This window comes from Streptomyces sp. NBC_00726 (assembly GCF_045161735.1).
Lineage (GTDB): Bacteria > Actinomycetota > Actinomycetes > Streptomycetales > Streptomycetaceae > Streptomyces.
The window spans coordinates 5515311-5535191 of sequence record NZ_CP108983.1; the positions used below are offsets into that span (position 1 = coordinate 5515311).

Below are 19881 nucleotides of genomic sequence, written 5' to 3' on the forward strand. Positions count from 1 at the left end.
GTCGCGTCAGCAGCTCACGCTGCCCCGCCGCAACGCGTGCCCGCCGTCATTGGCATCGTCCGACCAGTACACCGGCTTCGACCCGGCCACACACTCGTCCGCACCGGCAAGCGCGAAGCCCTCGTTGTTGTAGTTCGGCATACCGCTCGGGCGGTTGTACGCCGCGACCGTGGCGAACGTGCCCGTCGCGTCGACCTTCAGGGTGCGGTGCCGACCGTCGCACGTGTCGTCGCAGACCGCCCAGAGGCGGGACGCCTGCGGCTCCCACTGGAGCTCCATCACGCCGGACATGCCGCTGCCGAAGGAGGCGACCCTGGTGTACGAACCGGAGTCGGCCAGGACGTAGCCGTACACCATGCCCGTGCCCTCGACGCCGACGAAGAACACGCCGCCGCTGTGGGACGCGTAGCGGGACGGGTCGTACGCCGCACCCGTCGACGCGTCCTTGAAGCCCGCGCCGGTCAGCGACGCGTCCGGGACCCGGGCGATCGCTTCGAGGCCCAGGTTGGAGCCGGTCGACGGGAGGTCCGAGGTGAGGTTCCACTCCTTGGCGGCGGTCAGCGAGGAGCCGGAACCGCTGACGTCGTACTTCAGCACCGACAGGCGGCTCGTGCCCGAGGCGTCCCCGTCGCGCTCGCCGGCGACGAAGATCCCGCCGCCCGTCGCGGTGACGCCCTCGCTGTCCGGCCTGCCGGAGCCGCCGGGGAAGCGGAGGGTCTTGCCGGAGGACCAGCCGTTCGCGGTGTCCGGCTTCCAGCCGCCGGAGCCGTCCCGGACCAGGCGCCACAGCTTGCCGCTGTTCTGCGCCGCCCACAGCACGCCGCCGTCCTGGTAGAGGCCGCTCAGGTCCTCACCGAAGACGTTGGAGCCGTCCGCCGTGGCGACCGCGCCGCCCCCGGGCCACGCGACCGGCGTCGTGGTGCCACCGCCGCCGCAGGCGTTCGCGGCGCCCAGCGTCACCGAGGCCGCCTGCTTGAACGCACCCGTGCCGTCGGCGCAGCGCGACCAGGACGGGTCGGAGTGCTTGCTCCAGGAGAAGCCGTCCACCTGCGTCTTGCCGTCCGCCAGATACAGCCGCGCCTTGTCCGCCGAGCCGAGCCCGAACGCCCCGCTCACGTCGAACGCCCGGAAGCCGCCGGGCGCCAGCGTCGTCCCGGAGGCGATCTTGTACGAGTGGTCCTTGTCGTCGTCCTTCAGCACCCACCCCGAGACGTCGACCGAGGCGGTGCCCTTGTTGTACAGCTCCACGGAGTCGTTGACGCCGCCGGTGGTCACCACCTCGTTGATACGTACGTCATCGGCCGGGGCCGCCTGCGCCGCCGGCACCCCGGTCAGCGCACCGGCGGCCAGCAGCGGCGCGGCGACGAGGAAACGGGCGAGAGCACGGGGCCGCCGCGGGCGGGAGAGCGATGCGGTCACGGAATCCATCCTGAGATCGTCGTGGGGCGGGCGGCCCGACGCTCCCGGCCCAGCCCGAACGGAGCCCCCACCCCCGGGAGGACGCCTCGCGAACGCCGGGCGAATTCCGCGCCGCCCCCGCATCGGGGACTACTCGGGCCTTATGTCTCCAAGTACCTGGATCTGCCGGACGGCCCATAGTTCGTCTTCGGCCACGGGCCGTGCTCGGCTGGTGGGAGTGGCCTTCGCGGTCTTCGTCGTCGTGCCCGCGGGCGCAGCCAGCCGTGGACGGGGCAGGAGCGGCGGCAGCGGTGACATCGGTCCTGCACCACGAACCATTCCGTACCTCTGACAAGTGGTCCTGAATATCATGACTCCATGAGCGAAAAACGTACTCCTTTGGTGTCGCCCCTTCGTGATCTGGTGTCGCACGAAGAATGGGACAGGCTGACGGCGCATCGGTGGCAGACGTACCGGCCGGGTGCAACGTTACTGAGGCAGGGGGACATGGGTAGCCATGTGGTTGCCCTGGAAAGTGGGCTGGTGAGAGTTGTGCGAGTTGACCGTGGAGGGCGTCAGCGTCTCCTCGCCTTCCGAGGGCCGGGCGATATTCTAGGTGAGATGGCGCTCCAATGCGGAGTATCCCGATCGGCCAGCGTATTGGCCATGACTCAATGTAGAGCCGCCATTGTTGTCGCAGAGGATTTCCGACGCCTTCTGCGTGACTATCCACTGGCTGAACGCATCGCCGTGATGACCGCCCACCGTCTGCGTGAGCAGGTGGAGGTTCACGACGGGGCCGTACATGAGCGCCTCGCGATGGCCCTGCTGCGCCTTGTCGAGGTTGCCGGCGGGCAGCACTCCTTCTCGCTCACCAGGGAACAGCTGGCCCAGCACATCAACGTGGGCCGCAAGGCCGTCAGTAAGGCGCTGGAGTGCTTGGGGCCGGACAAGGTGAAGGCAGGAAAGAGCTGGATCGAAGTGACCGGCGTGGAAGGGCTGCGTGAGACGGTCGCCGCGTATGTCAGCGTCTGAGAGCGAGTGACGCGCAACACTCTCCGTCTGGTCCTGAGGCACAGACGGCTTCGGTACCCGCTGTGAAGCTGCTCGTGCATGACAACGCATGCACTTCGCCCCTGCCCGGCCCACAGAGACCGGGCAGGCTTCACAGAGGAGACTCATGCTCGAGTTCACCAGTGATTTGCCCCAACAGATTGCCGGGCCGTATGCCATCAGCCGTCCGTTGCCTCCTTACCGGGGCATCCTGGCTGTGGATGCCAAGGACTTCACGGGCCGCCCTGCGATTGAGCACGGCGCCGTCAGCCGCGTCGTACCTGAGCTTCTCAGGACTGCCCTGATCAGGGCCGAGCTGCGGGACCTCTGGGACGAGCGAATGTTCGCTGCCTCGACGGGCGACGGTTACGTCTTCGGATTCGATCCTGTGCGGGCGCCCTTCGTGATCCACCCCCTGGTCTCCACGCTGGAGGAGGTACTGACCGACTACAACATCCTGTCGCATGGGACGGTTCCCATCAGGCTCCGACTCAGCCTGCATATCGGTCCGCTGCCCGACACGGGCGACGAATTCAGTGGCAATGGGACGGCGCGCAATGACACACACCGCTTGCTGGACTCACGTCCGGTCAAGGCCGTGCTCGCATCCCACAGCGAGAACATCACACACGTCGCGGCCATCATCTCGGAGCGATGTTACGAGGACGCGATTCTCGGCGGCTACACGGGGCGCCATCGCGATCACTTCGTAGAGGTTGCTGCGACGGTCGACGGCAAGCCTTTCTCCCAGCGTGCGTGGCTCTACGTGCCGCGTCCTTCCGGACCTCTGCACGACGGGTGTCCGAGTACCGCTCAGGAGGCGGTCGGAGATGCCGGCCGGGTACCTGAGAGCGACGGCACGCACCAAAGTACCGACGCGGACCTCCGGCCGGTGAGCAGCAGCGCGCCCAACGGCAACGTCAACACTGGCACCGTGCACGGTGGACAGAGCGTCGGCAACTATCACATCGCCGGCGATCACGTCGAAGACAGTAAGGCCGCATGTCTCCGTGGCTGGCAGGGAGACCGGATCCGCGGGTCCAAGTACCAGGGGCGACAGTGATGCCGGCTGAAGGTGCTCGTCCGACCGAGTTGAGCGACGCCATCAGCCACTTCCTGAGGGAAGCGGGGCCGTTCGTGTTCGCGCCGAACGGAAATATCAACACGGGGCTCGTCCACGGCGGACAGCAGGTGGCCAACGCGGCGGGCAACTCCGGGGCTGCGGAGCCGATGCGGCAAGGCCCCGTACGGGCCGATCAATTGGCGGCTGCCCGCCGGTGTTTCGTTCCACCGCCGGGATTTACGAGTGCTTTGACCGCGCTCGACGCAGGTATAGCCGTGCTCGTAGGAGACCGGGGGACCGGGCGCGAGACGCATGCTCTCAACTTGCTGGCGCACGGCAACGAAGAACCCGTGATCGTACAAGTGGACGGCGCTGTCGACATCTCTCGGTGGGGGCCACGGCATCATGGTGTGCACGGATATCTGGTGATGGAACCGTCAGATCCGTTCGAGCTTCGGGCATGGGACCTTTCACGTCTGGAGGCGCGGCTGGCTGAAGCCGGGGCCCGCCTGGTCATCGTGTCGGCAGACAGGCCAGGGTTGACCGCCTCCCTGGAAGACCATTTGGGCAGGCCGGTGATACGTCACATGCCCCCGGCCCCGCGGCAAATCTTCGCCGCGCGCTTGGCGGAGGCCGGTTTCCACGATGAGGTGGGTGGTTCGAGTTCGGCAGCCCCGGAGTCCAGTCGGTTCCATGTGCTGCTGCCTGAGGGGCTTCCGCCCCGCCGCGCGGTGCAGGCGGCAGAAGCCGTACTGCGCATGGGTGTCGAGGATGCCTCCGAAGCTGCGGTCATGCAGCACCTGGTTCAGGCCGAAGGACTTGAGACTCTCGCCCGGGCCCAGGAAGAACCTGTTCTTCTCGCCCACCTGCTTTCCATCAGTGTCTACGGCGGACTCCACCGCAATGTCGTGGCAGAGCAAGCGGAAGGGCTTTCGCGACGGCTGGGCCCGCCTGATGAGCGGGTCGTCACAGAACGGAGTCCGAGGTGCCGTCCGGGCGACGATCTTCGTCAGAGGCCGTCACCTGAGGTCCTGCGAGTGTTGGGCGCGCACCGTGTACAGGGTGTCGAGGGTGGAGCAGCGGACACGGTGTCCTTCTTCTGGCCGGCCGTGAGCGAGACCGTCTGGGAGGTCTTGTGCCGCAACCATGCGGACATCCTTCCCTTGCTGCACGCCTGGTTGGCCGCGTCCGGCGAGGAAGGGGAACAGGCCCGACGGGCCGGACTGGCGGCTGCCGCGATGGCGGTAGCCACTGGCGGGCGATCCCTGGAGCATTTGCGTGACCTGGCATCGGCGCCATCGCCGTCGGCACCCCAAGTGGCTGCATGGTGCTTGGGGGCCGCTGTACAGAACCCGCCGTCCGAGCGTAGCGCTGTTGACCTGCTCGATCAGTGGAGTGTCTCGGCTGATGCGTCGCTGCGCATGGCAGTTGCACACGCCTGTGACCCGGACTACGGCGGGGTCACAGCGGATCAAGCCATGCGGTTGCTGCAACAGCTCATGGAGACATGGATCGACGACGCTGATGACCTTTCCATGGTTACCGCCATCACCGAAGCGCTCAGACGACGCTTCGAGGCGGGTGTCTCCGAAGTCAGGTTGGTCGTCCTGCGCCGCATGTGTGACTGGGCATCGTCCGACGGTGTTCTCAGTCTGCTGGTGGCCCTCGTCTTTCCAATGATGGCCGGCACGGACCTCGGGTGGTGGATCGAACAGATCCTCTCCGGGAAAGAGCTGGTCTCGCGCGCGGTCCAATTGACCGGACACGCCCTGAACGAGTCCGTCACCTATGCCCTCATGTGCGAGGTGCTCATCACTTGGTGCTCAGAGGCGGACGGTGCGGAGCAGCAGAGCCAGGCGTTGGGCCGGCTGATGGACGGCATGGTCGCTGCTCGTCAGCCTGGATTCCTTCGCTGGCTACTGGCCGTCGGAAGAAGTCCGGACACTATGCCAGGAAAGGAACCCGCGGCTCGGGCATTGTCCGCATGGCGTGGTGAGGACCTGTCTTGAATTCCGACCGATCAGGAGGATCGATGCCGCTGATGTCTCCCCTCGGCATTTTTTCCGTACTTGAGCGTCGCTGTGCCGGCAGCGATCCAGAACCCTCGTTACACCGCCCCGACACAGAGAGCGGCACCGGCGTGCGGGTGTCATTGGCGCAGGCTCGCCAGCTGCTGTACGACCGTTCCACGTGCCCCGCACTTCGTGCGGCCCTTTGGCTCCAGATCGCGGAGCGTGCTCATCGTGACGCTGAGGACCGGCAAAGCTGGCTCACCGCGGCCCTGTGGCTGGGGTTGCCGGGTCTGCGCCGTACGGCTTCCAAAATCATCTGGGCCTTTGGCGCCGAGCAAGGCGATGTCGAAGCCGAACTCGCCACGTGCTACCTCGAAGCGCTGATGGAGATCGAACCGCAGGAGGCCGGTGACCTCGGTGGGGAGGTACTTCGTTCGGCCTGTTCACGAGCATGGAATGTCTGGCGCCGCGCACGCCTGGAGAGGGCCACGGACGACGTGGATGGTGTCCGAGGCGGCCCCTTCGCGCCGGACGTGGACGAATTCTGGCAAGCGGACTACGAACCCGTACCAAGCGATCGGGGGCTCTCGGCCACGGTGCGGATCACAGTCCCCGCTCATCGGGTCGAGGGAGTGCGACTCGGCGCGCTTGCCCAAGCCTGGGGCCTGGCCGAAACGGCCACGAGTGCCGGCTATTCGGGCCGGGGCCGACAGGTCGCCAAGCTTTCACTTCGCCGCACAAGGAAGGTCACATGAGCAGCCACATCGAGAACCCCCTCACGTTCCGCGAGATTTTCGACCTGCCGGTCAGCGTCGATCTGCGTACAGCCGCCAGGGCCTTTGGCATGTGCCTGGGAACGGCCTACCGGCTGGTCGCTCAGCAGACGTTCCCGTGTCCCACAGTTCGAGTCGGCTGGCGTCACCGTGTGCGGACAGTGGATCTTCTCAGTGCTCTGGGAATCGAGGAGCGTCCGGTTTTCGCTGACGAGGTCGCTGACGGAGTCGCGCTCACTCTTTTCGACGAATGAACCCGCCCTCGCCGTGCCGGCATTCTCTGATACCGGCGCAGCGGAACCCGGAGAAGACTGTGAAGGAGTCTGTTCATGCCCATCTGCCTCGCCATTTGCGGGACATCCGCCAACTCTCATCCTCCCCGCAGCTCCCTGCCCGAGAATCAGAACCGGCCTACAGCTCTGTACGAGGAAATCGTGCGCCCTGAGTGCGAACGGCTCGGTATGACGTTTCTGCGAGCGGATGAACTTGCAGGGGCCGGCCTGCCGAGGAACCAGATGCTGCGGATTCTCACCGAAGCGGACGTCGTCATCGCGACTCTTGACGGCTCTGATGCGGAGCTCTCCTTCGGACTGGGGATGCGTCACGCTCTTGGTCGGCGCACGGTCCACGTCGTGGACGGAGAAAGCCGGTTCGATAGCTTCGGCGCGCTGTTCCGTGTGTCGGCTTCTTCGCTTCGCGACAACACCGACACTGTTCGTCGGCAACTGGTCGATGTGTTGACGGAGGAGGCGCAGCGCCTGGAAACCGCCTCCCCGCTGCCGGCGTCGGCGGTTCCCCGGCTGAGCCCGGAGGCGGCAGATGAAGAAGAGACCGAAGACGGTCCTGGTCTTTTCGATCTGATCGCCGAAGCCGAGATCCAGATGGAAGCACTTGGCAGTGATTTGGCAGGGGTGGAAGCCGCCGTCGTGGACCTCGGTGAGGTGACGGGGGTAGTCATGGAGGACATGGAGCGTGTCAGCCATCCAGGAGCGTCGATGAGCGCGAGGACGGCTGTGCTGAACCGCCTGGCCAAGGCCATCGACGGGCCGGTGGACGAATTGGAGGAGGCGGTCGAGCGCTTCGCAGGGCGTATGGAGGTCAGTTTCGCCGCGTTCAGGGCATTTCTGGAATGGGCGTCCAGCACGCCGCGTTCCGAATGGCCGGACGACGCAGAGGATGTGTTGGAGCAGGTGGCGTCGGCCGATTGGGATGTGCAGAGCACATCTGCTTCGTTCCAGGAAGGGATGGCACTGATCAGCACGCTGGGCGTCGCCAGCCGCAACCTGCGCGGTCCGAGCCGCCGCATCGTCAAGTCCTTCCAGACCATGTTCCAGAGCATGGCAGTGGTGGGTGAGTTGCAGGCGATGGCTTTGGCCCTGAAGAACTCCTGATCTTCCAGGGTCTCCACCTTGCTGAGGGCCGTCAGGGGCAGCACGCCCTGACGGCCCTCGACGGACCCGTACCGGCTCTGTGACATCGGCCGTGAAAAGATCTCCTTGGGCGACCACGTCGGCCAAGGAGCCGCACAGCGCGCCTCCCGCCCCGCCGACGGCGCCCAGCGGTTCCGTCCCTAGATGTCCCGGAAGATCTCGATCTGCGCCCCCACCGAGTTCAGCCGCTCCGCCAGTTCCTCGTAACCCCGGTTGATCACGTACACGTTGCGCAGCACCGACGTGCCCTCCGCCGCCATCATGGCGAGGAGGACGACCACCGCGGGGCGGAGGGCCGGGGGGCACATCATTTCGGCGGCGCGCCAGCGGGTGGGGCCCTCGACCAGGACGCGGTGGGGGTCCAGGAGCTGGAGGCGGCCGCCGAGGCGGTTGAGGTCGGTGAGGTAGATGGCGCGGTTGTCGTAGACCCAGTCGTGGATCAGGGTCTGGCCGTGGGCTGAGGCCGCGATGGCCGCGAAGAAGGGGACGTTGTCGATGTTGAGGCCGGGGAACGGCATCGGGTGGATCTTGTCGATCGGCGCCTCCAGCTTGGAGGGGCGGACCGTCAGGTCGACCAGCCGGGTGCGGCCGTTGTCCGCCGCGTACTCCGCGGTGCGGTCGCAGTCGACGCCCATCTCCTCCAGGACCGCGAGCTCGATCTCCAGGAACTCGATCGGGACCCGGCGGATCGTCAGCTCGGACTCCGTGACGACGGCCGCGGCCAGCAGGCTCATCGCCTCGACCGGGTCCTCGGAGGGCGAGTAGTCCACGTCCACGTCGATCTCGGGCACACCGTGCACCGTGAGGGTCGTCGTACCGACGCCGTCCACGCGTACGCCCAGCGCCTCCAGGAAGAAGCAGAGGTCCTGGACCATGTAGTTGGAGGAGGCGTTCCGGATGACCGTGGTGCCGTCGTGGCGGGCGGCGGCCAGCAGGGCGTTCTCGGTCACGGTGTCGCCGCGCTCGGTCAGCACGATCGGGCGGCCGGGCGTGACGGAGTGGTCGACCCGGGCGTGGTAGATCCCCTCGGTCGCGGCGATGTCCAGGCCGAAACGGCGCAGCGCGATCATGTGCGGCTCGATCGTCCGCGTACCGAGGTCGCAGCCGCCCGCGTACGGCAGCTTGAACGCGTCCATGCGGTGCAGCAGCGGGCCGAGGAACATGATGATGGAGCGCGTGCGGCGGGCGGCGTCCGCGTCGATCGCGTCCATGTCGAGCCGGGCCGGCGGCACGATCTCCAGGTCGGTGCCGTCGTTGATCCAGCGGGCGCGCACGCCGATGGAGTTGACCACTTCGAGGAGGCGGTAGACCTCCTCGATACGGGCCACGCGGCGCAGCACCGTACGGCCCTTGTTGAGCAGGGACGCGCAGAGCAGCGCCACACAGGCGTTCTTGCTGGTCTTGACGTCGATCGCGCCGGAGAGCCGGCGGCCGCCGACCACGCGCAGATGCATGGGACCGGCGTAGCCGAGCGAGACGATTTCGCTGTCGAGTGCTTCACCGATACGGGCGATCATCTCAAGGCTGATGTTTTGATTGCCGCGCTCGATGCGGTTCACCGCGCTCTGGCTGGTGCCGAGCGCCTCGGCGAGCTGGCTCTGCGTCCAGCCCCGGTGCTGACGGGCGTCACGGATGAGCTTGCCGATACGTACGAGGTAGTCATCTGACATGGCGAAAGGCTATCTCAGATATGAGATTGCACCCGCGTGGGGGTGTGCCGTTCGGGTGGGAGTGGCGTGCCGGACGGGGCGGGGGAGTGAAGCGCGGTGCGCGAAACTCCCTCGCGCCCCGGGCCGGGCCCCTCATAAGGTCCCGCCCCATGGATTCCCGCGGCACGCACGTGCTCTCCGTGAACATCGGCCGTCCCCGCCCCAACCCCTGGAAGGGAATCAGTGCGACCGGCATCGACAAGCGGCCCGTCGATGGGCCGGTCGCGGTAACCGCCCCCGGCCCCAAGGGCACCGGCGCCGTCGGTCTGGCCGGTGACCGTGTCTACGACGTGAAGCATCACGGCGGCACCGACCAGGCCGTCTACGCCTACGCGCGCGAGGACCTCGACCGCTGGGCGGCCGAGCTCGGCCGGCCGCTCGACGACGGGGTGTTCGGCGAGAACCTGACCACCCTCGGCGTGGACGTCAACGGAGCCCTGATCGGGGAGCGCTGGCGGATCGGGCCGGACGTGGTCCTGGAGGTGTCGTGCCCGCGCATCCCGTGCGGGACGTTCCAGGGCTGGCTGGAACGGGACGGCTGGATCAAGAGGTTCACCCGGGCGGCCCTGCCCGGCGCGTACCTCCGGGTGATCGAGCCCGGCGAGATTCGCTCCGGTGACCGCCTGGAGATCGTGCACCGGCCCGCGCACGAGGTGACCGTCGCGCTGGCGTTCCGGGCGACGACCCTGGAACCTGACCTGCTGCCGCGCCTCCTCGCCGCCGACGCGCTGCCCGACGAGACGAAGGAGGCGGTCCGCCGCCGCACGGGTGTCATGCGCCCCGTTCGGGGCGCCCGGACATGACCCTTCCGCGGTCATGTACTAGAGTTATCTCGACATCGAGATATATGCCGAAGGCGCACAGCGAGCCGCCCCCGGTAAGGGTTACCTAACTAAGCCTTACCTTAGCGGATGGCCCGGTGGTCCGAGGCGGCACCACGCGGCGCCCGCCGTGGTGAGGCGCGGCGCGGAGATACGCGCACATTGATGAAGGAGACTGTCGTGTCGGCGAACAGCTTCGACGCCCGCAGCACGCTGCGCGTGGGCGACGAGTCGTACGAGATCTTCAAGCTGGACAAGGTCGAGGGCTCCACGCGCCTCCCTTACAGCCTGAAGGTGCTGCTGGAGAACCTGCTCCGCACGGAGGACGGCGCGAACATCACCGCCGACCACATCCGCGCGCTCGGCGGCTGGGACTCCCAGGCGCAGCCCAGCCAGGAGATCCAGTTCACGCCGGCCCGCGTGATCATGCAGGACTTCACCGGTGTGCCCTGCGTCGTGGACCTCGCGACCATGCGTGAGGCCGTCAAGGAGCTCGGCGGCGACCCCGAGCGCATCAACCCGCTCGCCCCGGCCGAGCTGGTCATCGACCACTCCGTCATCGCCGACAAGTTCGGTACGAAGGACGCCTTCGGGCAGAACGTCGAGCTGGAGTACGGCCGCAACAAGGAGCGCTACCAGTTCCTGCGCTGGGGCCAGACCGCGTTCAGCGAGTTCAAGGTCGTCCCGCCGGGCACCGGCATCGTCCACCAGGTCAACATCGAGCACCTGGCCCGTACGGTCATGGTCCGGGGCGGCCAGGCGTACCCGGACACCCTCGTCGGCACCGACTCGCACACCACCATGGTCAACGGCCTCGGCGTGCTGGGCTGGGGCGTCGGCGGCATCGAGGCCGAGGCCGCGATGCTCGGCCAGCCGGTCTCCATGCTCATCCCGCGCGTCGTCGGCTTCAAGCTGACCGGCGAGCTGCCGGCCGGCACCACCGCCACCGACCTCGTGCTGACCATCACCGAGATGCTCCGCAAGCACGGCGTCGTCGGCAAGTTCGTGGAGTTCTACGGTGAGGGCGTGGCCGCCACCTCGCTCGCCAACCGCGCCACCATCGGCAACATGTCGCCGGAGTTCGGCTCCACCGCCGCGATCTTCCCGATCGACGAGGAGACCCTCAACTACCTGCGCCTGACCGGCCGCGACGCCCAGCAGGTCGCCCTGGTCGAGGCGTACGCCAAGGAGCAGGGCCTCTGGCTGGACCCGGCCGCCGAGCCGGACTTCTCCGAGAAGCTGGAGCTCGACCTCTCCACGGTCGTCCCGTCCATCGCCGGTCCGAAGCGCCCGCAGGACCGCATCGTCCTCGCCAACGCGAAGGCCCAGTTCGCCCAGGACGTCCGCAACTACGTGGACAGCGTGGACGAGGCGGGCAAGGAGTCCTTCCCGGCCTCCGACTCCCCGGCCATCGGCGCCGCCGGCCCGACGAACCCGGTCTCCGTCACCGCCCCCGACGGCACCACGTACGAGCTGGACCACGGCGCCGTCACCGTCGCCGCGATCACCTCCTGCACCAACACCTCGAACCCGTACGTCATGGTCGCCGCGGCGCTCGTGGCGAAGAAGGCGGTCGAGAAGGGCCTGACCCGCAAGCCGTGGGTCAAGACCACCCTCGCCCCGGGCTCCAAGGTCGTCACCGACTACTTCGACAAGGCGGGCCTGACCCCGTACCTCGACAAGGTCGGCTTCAACCTCGTCGGCTACGGCTGCACCACCTGCATCGGCAACTCCGGCCCGCTGCCGGAGGAGGTCTCCAAGGCGGTCAACGAGCACGACCTGGCCGTCACCTCGGTGCTCTCCGGCAACCGCAACTTCGAGGGCCGGATCAACCCCGACGTCAAGATGAACTACCTGGCGTCCCCGCCGCTGGTCGTCGCGTACGCCATCGCCGGTTCGATGAAGGTGGACATCACCAAGGACGCGCTCGGCGTCGACCAGGACGGCAAGCCCGTCCACCTGGCCGACATCTGGCCCTCCGAGGCCGAGGTCAACGACGTCGTGGCGAACGCCATCGGCGAGGACATGTTCAACAAGTCCTACCAGGACGTCTTCGCGGGCGACGCCCAGTGGCAGGCGCTGTCCATCCCGACCGGCAACACCTTCGAGTGGGACGCCGAGTCCACCTACGTGCGCAAGCCCCCGTACTTCGAGGGCATGACCATGGAGACCACGCCGGTCGAGGACATCATCGGCGCCCGGGTCCTGGCCAAGCTGGGCGACTCGGTCACCACCGACCACATCTCCCCGGCCGGTGCGATCAAGGCCGACACCCCGGCCGGTCAGTACCTCACGGAGCACGGCATCGAGCGCCGTGACTTCAACTCCTACGGCTCGCGCCGTGGCAACCACGAGGTCATGATCCGCGGCACGTTCGCCAACATCCGCCTGCGCAACCAGATCGCGCCGGGCACCGAGGGCGGCTTCACCCGCGACTTCACCAAGGACGGCGCTCCGGTGTCGTACATCTACGACGCCTCGCAGAACTACCAGGCCGCCGGCACCCCGCTGGTCATCCTGGCCGGCAAGGAGTACGGCTCCGGCTCGTCCCGCGACTGGGCGGCCAAGGGCACCGCGCTCCTCGGCGTCAAGGCCGTCGTCGCCGAGTCGTACGAGCGCATCCACCGCTCGAACCTCATCGGCATGGGCGTCCTGCCGCTCCAGTTCCCGGAGGGCCAGACCGCCGAGTCGCTGGGCCTCACCGGCGAGGAGACCTTCTCGGTCACCGGCGTCACCGAGCTGAACGACGGCACGACCCCGCGCACGGTCAAGGTCACCACCGACACCGGTGTGGAGTTCGACGGCGTCGTCCGCATCGACACCCCCGGTGAGGCGGACTACTACCGCAACGGCGGCATCCTCCAGTACGTGCTCCGCAGCCTGATCCGCAAGTAAGGGCCGGCGGCAGCGAACGGCGAGAGGGCCGCATCCCCGGCGACGGGGGTGCGGCCCTCTCTCATGGCCCGGTCAGAACAGGAACTTGTAGCTGTCCCAGCCGCTCGTGCCGATCCGCTTCTTGGCCTTGTACGGGGCCGCGGCGTTGCCGGTGCCGCTGTACAGGTACAGCTCGGCGCCCTTGCGGGCGATCAGGTCGGTCTTGCCGTCCTGGTCGATGTCACCCGTGGAGATCAGGCGGTTGTACTGGTTCCAGCCGCTGCCGATCTTGGTGCGCTTGGCGAACGGCGCCTTCTGGTTGCCGGTGCCCTTGTACAGCCACAGGACGCCCGACTTGTCGCGCGCGACGACGTCGTTCCTGCCGTCGCCGTTCAGGTCGCCGTTGCCGGCGATCTCGCTGTAGATGTTCCAGCCGTAGCCGGCCTTGATGCGCTTGGTGACCTTGCCGTTGCCGTACCCGAGGTAGACGTACAGGTCGCCCTTGGTGTCGACGGCGAGCATGTCACCGGCGGCGGCCCCGCCGATCTGGCCGGGGGAGACGATCTTGGTGTAGATGTTCCAGCCGTAGCCGATCTTGACGGCCGACGAGTCGAACTTCAGGTAGCCCATGTCGCCGTTGGTCTCACGGAACCAGAGGCCGTCGCTGCTACCGTCGTGTTCACCGTCGTAGTGGTCGACCTGCATCATCGCGGAGACGCCGGTCCAGCCCTTGCCCTCCTGCTCGCGGGCCGTGAGGCCGCCCTTGCCGTTCGGGCCGTACGCGTACGCGATGCCCGCGGAGTTGACGCCGTAGAGCCAGAAGTGCGGGTTGGCGGCGGCAGCGGCGGGGGCCGCCGCCGGCTGGTCGGCCGAGGTGCCGAGCGAAGTCTTCGGGGCGTCGGCGGCCACGGCGGAGGTGCCGGTGGCGACGAGGGCGGCGGTGAGCGCCGCGGCTGCCGCGCGAGCGGCTATACGCATGTGGTGCCGGCCAGTGGTTTTGGCCACAAGTACTCCATGGATCGTGAAGTGGGAGTGGCCCGCCGCACGTTGGCGGCGGGCCACCGTTTCAGCGGAATCGTGTCACGATTTCGTACGCGAAACCTTCACGTTTCGTCATGAGTGTGTAACCACTGCGCCCGCTGTAACTGCTGTGACCGGCTCAGAAGAAGAGGCGGTACGTGTTCCAGCCCGAGGTCCCGATGATGGCCTTCGGCTTGTACGGGGCGGCCCCGTTGCCGGTGCCCGCGTACAGGTACAGCTCACCCTTGGCGTTGCGGGCGACCAGGTCGGCCTTGCCGTCCATGTTCAGGTCACCGGCGGCGAAGAGGGTGTTGTACTGGTTCCAGCCGCTGCCGATCTTGGTGCGCTTCTGGTACGGGTCGTGCTGGTTGCCGGTGCCCTTGTACAGCCACAGGACGCCCGACTTGTCGCGCGCGACGAGGTCGCCCTTGCCGTCGCCGTCCAGGTCGCCGTTGCCCGCGATCTGGGTGTAGATGTCCCAGCCGTAGCCGACCTTCAGGCGCTTGGTGACCGTACCGTCGCCGTAGCCCAGGTACAGGTAGAGGTCGCCCTTGTTGTCGCGGGCGAGCAGGTCGCCGCCCTCGGCGCCGCCGAACTGGCCCACCGAGACGACGGTGTTGTAGATGTCCCAGCCGTAACCGACCTTCACAGCGGGGGAGTTGTCGGCGGCGTAGTACCAGATGTTGCCGTTGGTGCCGAGCTGCCAGCGGCCGTCCGCGACGTTGTCCGCGTTGTGGTCCACCTGGCCGACGAACGCGAGGCCCGTCATGCCGGTGTTGAACTCGACGCGCGACGAGATGGTGCCGTCGCCGAGGGGTGCGTAGTAGTACGCGGTGCCCGAGCTGTTGATGCCCGTCAGACCGAACATCGGCGCGTCACCGATGTCGGAGGCGGATGCGGCGGATGCGCCGGTGACGACCAGGGCCGCGGTTATCGCGGCGGCGGCGAGACGGGCGGCAGCCCGTCCGTGCCGACGGCCAGAGATCTTGGCCACGTGTGTTCTCCATGGATGGTGGGACGAGGCGTGACGCGCCGCGGGATACGGGGACACGCCACGGAATTGAGGGTGATCCTTTCACGACTCCCTCACGTCTCCAAGGGTTTGTCGAAATGAGGCCAACCCCACACCTTCGCCCCGGTATACGGACACCGAGAGCGCCCCGCCCCCGCCCCCGCCCCGCTCAGCCCCGGTGCGCCGCGATCAGCGCCCGATACCAGTGGTAGCTGTCCTTCGGGGTGCGCTCCAGGGTGTCGTAGTCGACCCGGACGATCCCGAACCGCTTCGCGTACCCCAGCGCCCACTCGAAGTTGTCCAGCAGCGACCACACGTAGTAGCCCCGCACCTCCACGCCCGCGTCCATCGCGGACCGCAGCGCCGCCAGATGCGTACGCAGGTACGCCACCCGGTCCGCGTCCCGCACCGCACCGTCCGGCGCCACGGTGTCGTGCTCCGCCGAACCGTTCTCCGTGATGTGCACCGGCGGCAGCGCGTCCCCGTAGGTGTCCTTCAGCGCGGTCAGCAGATCGGTGAAGGACTCCGGCACGACCGGCCAGCCCATCGCCGTCCGCCGCACGTCCGGGTACTGCCCCTCGGCGTATCCGTTGTCCGTGGCGACCCGCAGCGCGGGGTCCGGCTCGCGGTGCGGGGCGTCGGCCACCACGATCGGGCGGTAGTAGTTGATGCCCAGGAAGTCCAGGGGCTGGGAGATCAGGTCGAGGTCGCCGGCGCGCCGGAAGTCCGCACCGGTGATCAGCTCGCCCCAGGTGTCCTCCTCGGTGGCCGGGTAGCGGCCCGCGAGGATCGGTTCCGTCCACACCAGGTTGTGCTGGGTGTCCGCGCGGACCACCGCGGCCCGGTCCGCGTCCGAGCCGGTGGCAGGCACATTGCGGTCCAGGTTGAGGGTGATGCCCGCCTCCCGCACACCCGCCGCGCGCAGCGCCTTCATCGCCAGGCCGTGGCCGACGAGCAGGTGGTGGGCGGCGGCCAGGGCGCCGCGCCCCTCCTTGGCGCCGGGCGCGTGTCGCCCCACGGAGTAGCCGAGGAAGGCGCTGCACCACGGCTCGTTGAGGGTGATCCAGCGCGGCACCCGGTCGGCCAGGTGCTCCGCCACGACCGCGGTGTACTCGCCGAACCGCTCGGCCGTCTCCCGTACCCGCCAGCCGCCCCTGTCCTCCAGGGCCTGCGGCAGGTCCCAGTGGTAGAGGGTGGCGGCCGGCTCGATGCCTGCCTCCAGGAGCTCGTCCACCAGCCGGGAGTAGAAGTCGAGCCCCTTCGGGTTCACCACGCCGGTGCCCTCCGGCAGGATGCGCGACCAGGCGATCGAGAAGCGGTACGAACCGATGCCGAGGTCCCGCAGCAGCGCCACGTCCTCCCGGTAGCGGTGGTAGTGGTCGCAGGCCACGTCACCCGTGTCGCCGCCGTCCGTCCTGCCGGGCGTGTGGCTGTAGGTGTCCCAGATGGACGGGCCGCGTCCGTCCTCCCGCGCGGCCCCTTCGATCTGGTACGAGGCCGTCGCCGCACCGAAGACGAAGCCGGGCGGGAAGACCGGGAACTCACTCATGCATACCCCTACTTGACCGAGCCACCGGTGATCCCGGCGGCGATGTACTTCTGCGACAGGACGAGCAGCACCGCCGCCGGCACCGCGGACAGCACGGAGGCGGCCATCACCGAGCCCCAGTCGCCGACATGGGCGCCGATGTACTGGTAGATGCCCAGCGTGATCGGCTTGACGTCGTCCGTGGTGTTCAGCGTCAGCGCGAACATGAAGTCGCTCCACGCGTACAGGAACGCGAACAGCCCGGCCGTGATCAGCGAGTTGCGGCTCATCGGCAGCACGACCCGCACGAAGGTCCGGAAACGTCCGGCCCCGTCGACCTCGGCGGCCTCGATGACCTCGCGCGGGATCGCCACCATGAACGACCGCATCAGCACGATCGCGAACGGAATCCCGAGCGAGGCGTCGGCCAGCATCAGACCGGCGTACGAGTTGACCAGGCCGAGATCCACGTACGCGCTGTACAGGGCGTTGGCGATGACGATGCCCGGCACCATCTGGGTGATCAGCGTCCCGAAGACGATCGTCCGGGTGCCGCGCAGCTTGAACTGCGCCAGCCCGTAAGCGGCCGGCGCCGAGACCGCCAGGCAGATGACGACCGCGCCAAGCGCCACCGCGAGCGAGGTCAGCAGATTGCCGCCCTGGTCGGTGAGCGCCGAGCGGAAGCCCGAAAGGTCCAGGCCGTGCGGGACGGGGTCGACCTCCAGCAGCCCGGACTCGGGCTGGAGCGCGGTGTTCACCATCCAGTAGAGCGGGAACAGCATCACGCACAGCACCAGGATGCCGAAGACCATGGCGCCCCAGCGCCGCTTCGGCCGGCCGCCGGTCCGCGTGGGTGCGGCGGGGGTACGCACGGTGCTCGCCATGCCGGTCACTTCCCCTCGTTGCGGTTGGCCCGCAGGTAGAACACCGCGAAGACGGCGGAGATCAGGATCAGGATGTTGCCGACCACGGCACCGGCCCCGAAGTCCAGCTGGACGAAGGAGTTCTGGTACGTGAGGGTGCCGAGGGTCTGCGTGGAGTCGGCGGGTCCGCCGTCGGTGAGCGCCAGGATCAGGTCGAGGATCTTGACCGTCGACATGAAGCCGAGCACCAGGACCACGGTGATCACCGGCCGCAGCATCGGCAGCGTGATCGAGCGGAACGTCCGCCAGGCGGAGGCGCCGTCCAGCGAGGCGGCCTCGTACAGCTCCTTGGGGACCTCCTGGAGTCCGCCGTAGAGGATCACCATGTTGAACGGGATGCCGATCCAGATGTTCACCAGGATCACCGAGATCAGCGCCATGCTCGTGCTGGTCAGCCACGGGGTGTCGCCGCCGAGGCCGATCGTGCCGAGGAACGAGTTGAGGACGCCGGTGTCCTGGTCGAGGATGCGCCGCCAGACGACACCCGAGACGACCATCGGGACCAGCCACGGCAGCAGGATGAGCGACCGCAGCACGCCGTTCAGCGGGAAGCGGCGGTTGAAGAAGACGGCGAGGCCGAGGCCGACGCAGAACTGCCCGATCAGCGAACCGATCGTGAACAGGACGGTGTGCACCAGGGCCTTGCCGAAGAGCTCGTCGTTGAAGACCTTGCTCCAGTTGTCCGTCCCGTTGAACGGGGACTCGCCCGTGAAGAAGGTGGACGGCGAGTAGTCCTGGAAGCTCATCACGATGTTCCGGACGAGCGGGTAGCCGAAGAACAGCGCCATGAAGAGCACGGCGGGGGCGATGAAGCCCCACTGGGCGAGCCGCCTGTGGCGCCGGACGCGGGCGGGGTTCGGCGGCTTCGCGGTCTTCTCGGTCACGAGCGCGGGGGCGGCGGTGGTGGTCGACATGGTTCGGATACCTCAGTTCCCGCTCGTCGCGCGCTTCTGGGCGCGGGTGAGGGCGGCCTCGCTCGACTCGCCGGTCAGGGCGGACTGGAACGCGCTCTGGAGCGCGAGGGAGACGGACGACCACCGCGCGCCGAGCTTGGCGGTGCGCGACCGGGCCGTGGCGACCTGGTCGGCCAGGGCGTCGAGCTCGGGCACCTTCTTGCGCCACTCGGCGGCGGCCTTCTCGTTGGCCGGGACCATCCAGCTGTTCAGCGCGTAGGTGATCTGCTCCTGCTCGCCGGACATGCAGCCGATGATCTTCGCGGACATCTTCTCGCGCTTCTCGTCACCGGTGTTGGGCACGGTCAGTACGCCGCCGCCCAGCGGTCCCACCGAGTCGTCGCCGGCCTTCGGGACCGGGATCTCGGCGATGCCCCAGTGCAGACCCTTCCTGGAGTTCAGGGTCTCCACCTGCCAGGGGCCGTTGATCATCATCGCCGCGTTGCCCGCCATGAACTGGTCGTTCACGTCGGCCTGGGTCCAGTTGACCGTCGACTTGGAGAGCGAGCCGTCCTTGAGGAGGCTTTTCCAGTAGTCCAGCGCCCCGGCCACCCCGGGGCTGTCGAGCTTCGTCTCGTCGCCGCCGTTGGACCACATGAAGGGCGTGAACTGGAAGACGCCGTCCTCCGCGCCGCCCGCGCTGAGCGCCAGTCCGTACCGCTTGCCCCGCGTGAGCTTCTTCGCGGTCTCACGCATCTCGGCCCAGGTGGTGGGGACCTTCAGGCCGGCCTGGTCGAGGGTGTCCTTGTTGTAGAAGAGCGCCAGCGTGTTCACCGTGCGCGCGGCCCCGTAGTACGTCCCCTCGTACGAGCCGAAGTCCACGATCCCCTCGGGGATGTCCTTCGTGGTCAGCCCGAGGTCCTTCAGCGGGATCAGCCCGCCGGCCTCGGCGAACGTCGGCATCTCGGAGGCGTCCAGCTGGAGCACGTCGGGCAGCGACTTCGAGGACGCCATCCGCAGCGCCTTGGTCATCACCTGCGCGGCCGGGACGCTCTGCTGCTCGATGGTCACCCCCAGCTGCTTGCCGCACCGGGCCAGCGTCTGGGCGTCCCAGCGGTGGTACGACTCGTCGGTCGAGGAGTTCATGACGGTGTAGACGTCCGGGTCCCGCTGCTGGCCGCAGCCCGACAGGACCACACCGCCGATCAGCGCGGACACGACGGTGAGCGGGACGGCGACCCGGGGGGTGAAGCGGTTCGACATTCAGCTGCCTCTTGTTGGCAAGGGCCCGGGCGGCTGCGCTGCCGTCCGACCGATTTGTTTGCTGCCAGTACTAATACGGCATGGGGGCTCCCGTTTCCAGACCATCCCG

At 67.9% G+C, this 19881-nt stretch carries 16 protein-coding genes; 8 read left to right on the top strand and 8 right to left on the bottom strand.

Features of this window, described 5'->3' with window-relative positions; all coding sequences use genetic code 11:
* Nucleotides 1-6 precede the first annotated feature (6 nt).
* Nucleotides 7-1419: a lamin tail domain-containing protein gene (locus OG338_RS24600; protein WP_405940521.1), complete on the bottom strand. Its 1413-nt coding sequence runs from the start codon at nucleotides 1417-1419 to the stop codon at nucleotides 7-9.
* 357 nt (nucleotides 1420-1776) lie between these two features.
* Between OG338_RS24600 and OG338_RS24605 the strand changes: the two genes are divergently transcribed.
* From OG338_RS24605 to OG338_RS24630, 6 genes are all read left to right on the top strand, one after another.
* Nucleotides 1777-2433, top strand: a complete 657-nt coding sequence (locus OG338_RS24605) for a Crp/Fnr family transcriptional regulator (RefSeq protein ID WP_405939388.1) — start codon at nucleotides 1777-1779, stop codon at nucleotides 2431-2433.
* A gap of 145 nt (nucleotides 2434-2578) precedes the next feature.
* On the top strand, nucleotides 2579-3514 hold the full coding sequence (locus OG338_RS24610) for a hypothetical protein (protein WP_405939389.1): 936 nt from the start codon (nucleotides 2579-2581) through the stop codon (nucleotides 3512-3514).
* Between the two features lie 29 nt (nucleotides 3515-3543).
* Nucleotides 3544-5523 carry a hypothetical protein gene (locus tag OG338_RS24615; RefSeq protein ID WP_405939390.1) on the top strand — a complete coding sequence of 660 codons (1980 nt, stop codon included), beginning with the start codon at nucleotides 3544-3546 and terminating at the stop codon, nucleotides 5521-5523.
* A 23-nt stretch (nucleotides 5524-5546) separates the two neighbouring features.
* Complete coding sequence (locus OG338_RS24620; RefSeq protein ID WP_405939391.1) at nucleotides 5547-6281, top strand: hypothetical protein; 735 nt, start codon at nucleotides 5547-5549, stop codon at nucleotides 6279-6281.
* Nucleotides 6278-6553 (top strand): DNA-binding protein, encoded by a 276-nt coding sequence (locus OG338_RS24625; RefSeq protein WP_405939392.1) that lies wholly within the window; start codon nucleotides 6278-6280, stop codon nucleotides 6551-6553. The genes OG338_RS24620 and OG338_RS24625 overlap by 4 nt, the downstream gene beginning before the upstream one ends.
* 75 nt (nucleotides 6554-6628) lie before the next feature.
* Entirely contained in the window at nucleotides 6629-7690 is a 1062-nt protein-coding gene (locus tag OG338_RS24630; RefSeq protein ID WP_405939393.1) for a hypothetical protein, read from the top strand.
* A 179-nt stretch (nucleotides 7691-7869) separates the two neighbouring features.
* On the opposite strand, the gene OG338_RS24635 is transcribed toward OG338_RS24630, so the two are convergent.
* Nucleotides 7870-9399 (bottom strand): helix-turn-helix domain-containing protein, encoded by a 1530-nt coding sequence (locus OG338_RS24635; protein ID WP_405939394.1) that lies wholly within the window; start codon nucleotides 9397-9399, stop codon nucleotides 7870-7872.
* Between the two features lie 149 nt (nucleotides 9400-9548).
* Here OG338_RS24635 and OG338_RS24640 point away from each other — a divergent pair, with 149 nt between their 5' ends.
* Together OG338_RS24640 and acnA are read left to right on the top strand one after the other, a co-directional pair.
* Entirely contained in the window at nucleotides 9549-10241 is a 693-nt protein-coding gene (locus tag OG338_RS24640) for an MOSC domain-containing protein (protein WP_405939395.1), read from the top strand.
* A gap of 198 nt (nucleotides 10242-10439) precedes the next feature.
* A complete protein-coding gene (gene acnA, locus OG338_RS24645) occupies nucleotides 10440-13154 on the top strand; it encodes an aconitate hydratase AcnA (protein WP_405939396.1) in 2715 nt (904 codons plus the stop codon).
* 72 nt (nucleotides 13155-13226) lie between these two features.
* Here acnA and OG338_RS24650 read toward each other — a convergent pair whose 3' ends face one another.
* The 6 genes from OG338_RS24650 to OG338_RS24675 all read right to left on the bottom strand — a co-directional run bounded on the left by OG338_RS24650 (nucleotide 13227) and on the right by OG338_RS24675 (nucleotide 19772).
* Nucleotides 13227-14111, bottom strand: a complete 885-nt coding sequence (locus OG338_RS24650; RefSeq protein ID WP_405939397.1) for an FG-GAP repeat domain-containing protein — start codon at nucleotides 14109-14111, stop codon at nucleotides 13227-13229.
* A gap of 181 nt (nucleotides 14112-14292) precedes the next feature.
* Nucleotides 14293-15147, bottom strand: coding sequence for an FG-GAP-like repeat-containing protein (locus OG338_RS24655; RefSeq protein WP_405939398.1), 855 nt, complete (start codon nucleotides 15145-15147; stop codon nucleotides 14293-14295).
* Nucleotides 15148-15334: 187 nt separating this feature from the next.
* A complete protein-coding gene (locus tag OG338_RS24660) occupies nucleotides 15335-16714 on the bottom strand; it encodes a GH1 family beta-glucosidase (protein ID WP_405939399.1) in 1380 nt (459 codons plus the stop codon).
* A gap of 8 nt (nucleotides 16715-16722) precedes the next feature.
* Nucleotides 16723-17577 (bottom strand): carbohydrate ABC transporter permease, encoded by an 855-nt coding sequence (locus tag OG338_RS24665; protein ID WP_405939400.1) that lies wholly within the window; start codon nucleotides 17575-17577, stop codon nucleotides 16723-16725.
* A gap of 5 nt (nucleotides 17578-17582) precedes the next feature.
* A complete protein-coding gene (locus OG338_RS24670; RefSeq protein ID WP_405939401.1) occupies nucleotides 17583-18530 on the bottom strand; it encodes a carbohydrate ABC transporter permease in 948 nt (315 codons plus the stop codon).
* Between the two features lie 12 nt (nucleotides 18531-18542).
* Nucleotides 18543-19772 carry an ABC transporter substrate-binding protein gene (locus OG338_RS24675; RefSeq protein ID WP_405939402.1) on the bottom strand — a complete coding sequence of 410 codons (1230 nt, stop codon included), beginning with the start codon at nucleotides 19770-19772 and terminating at the stop codon, nucleotides 18543-18545.
* Nucleotides 19773-19881: the final 109 nt, after the last annotated feature.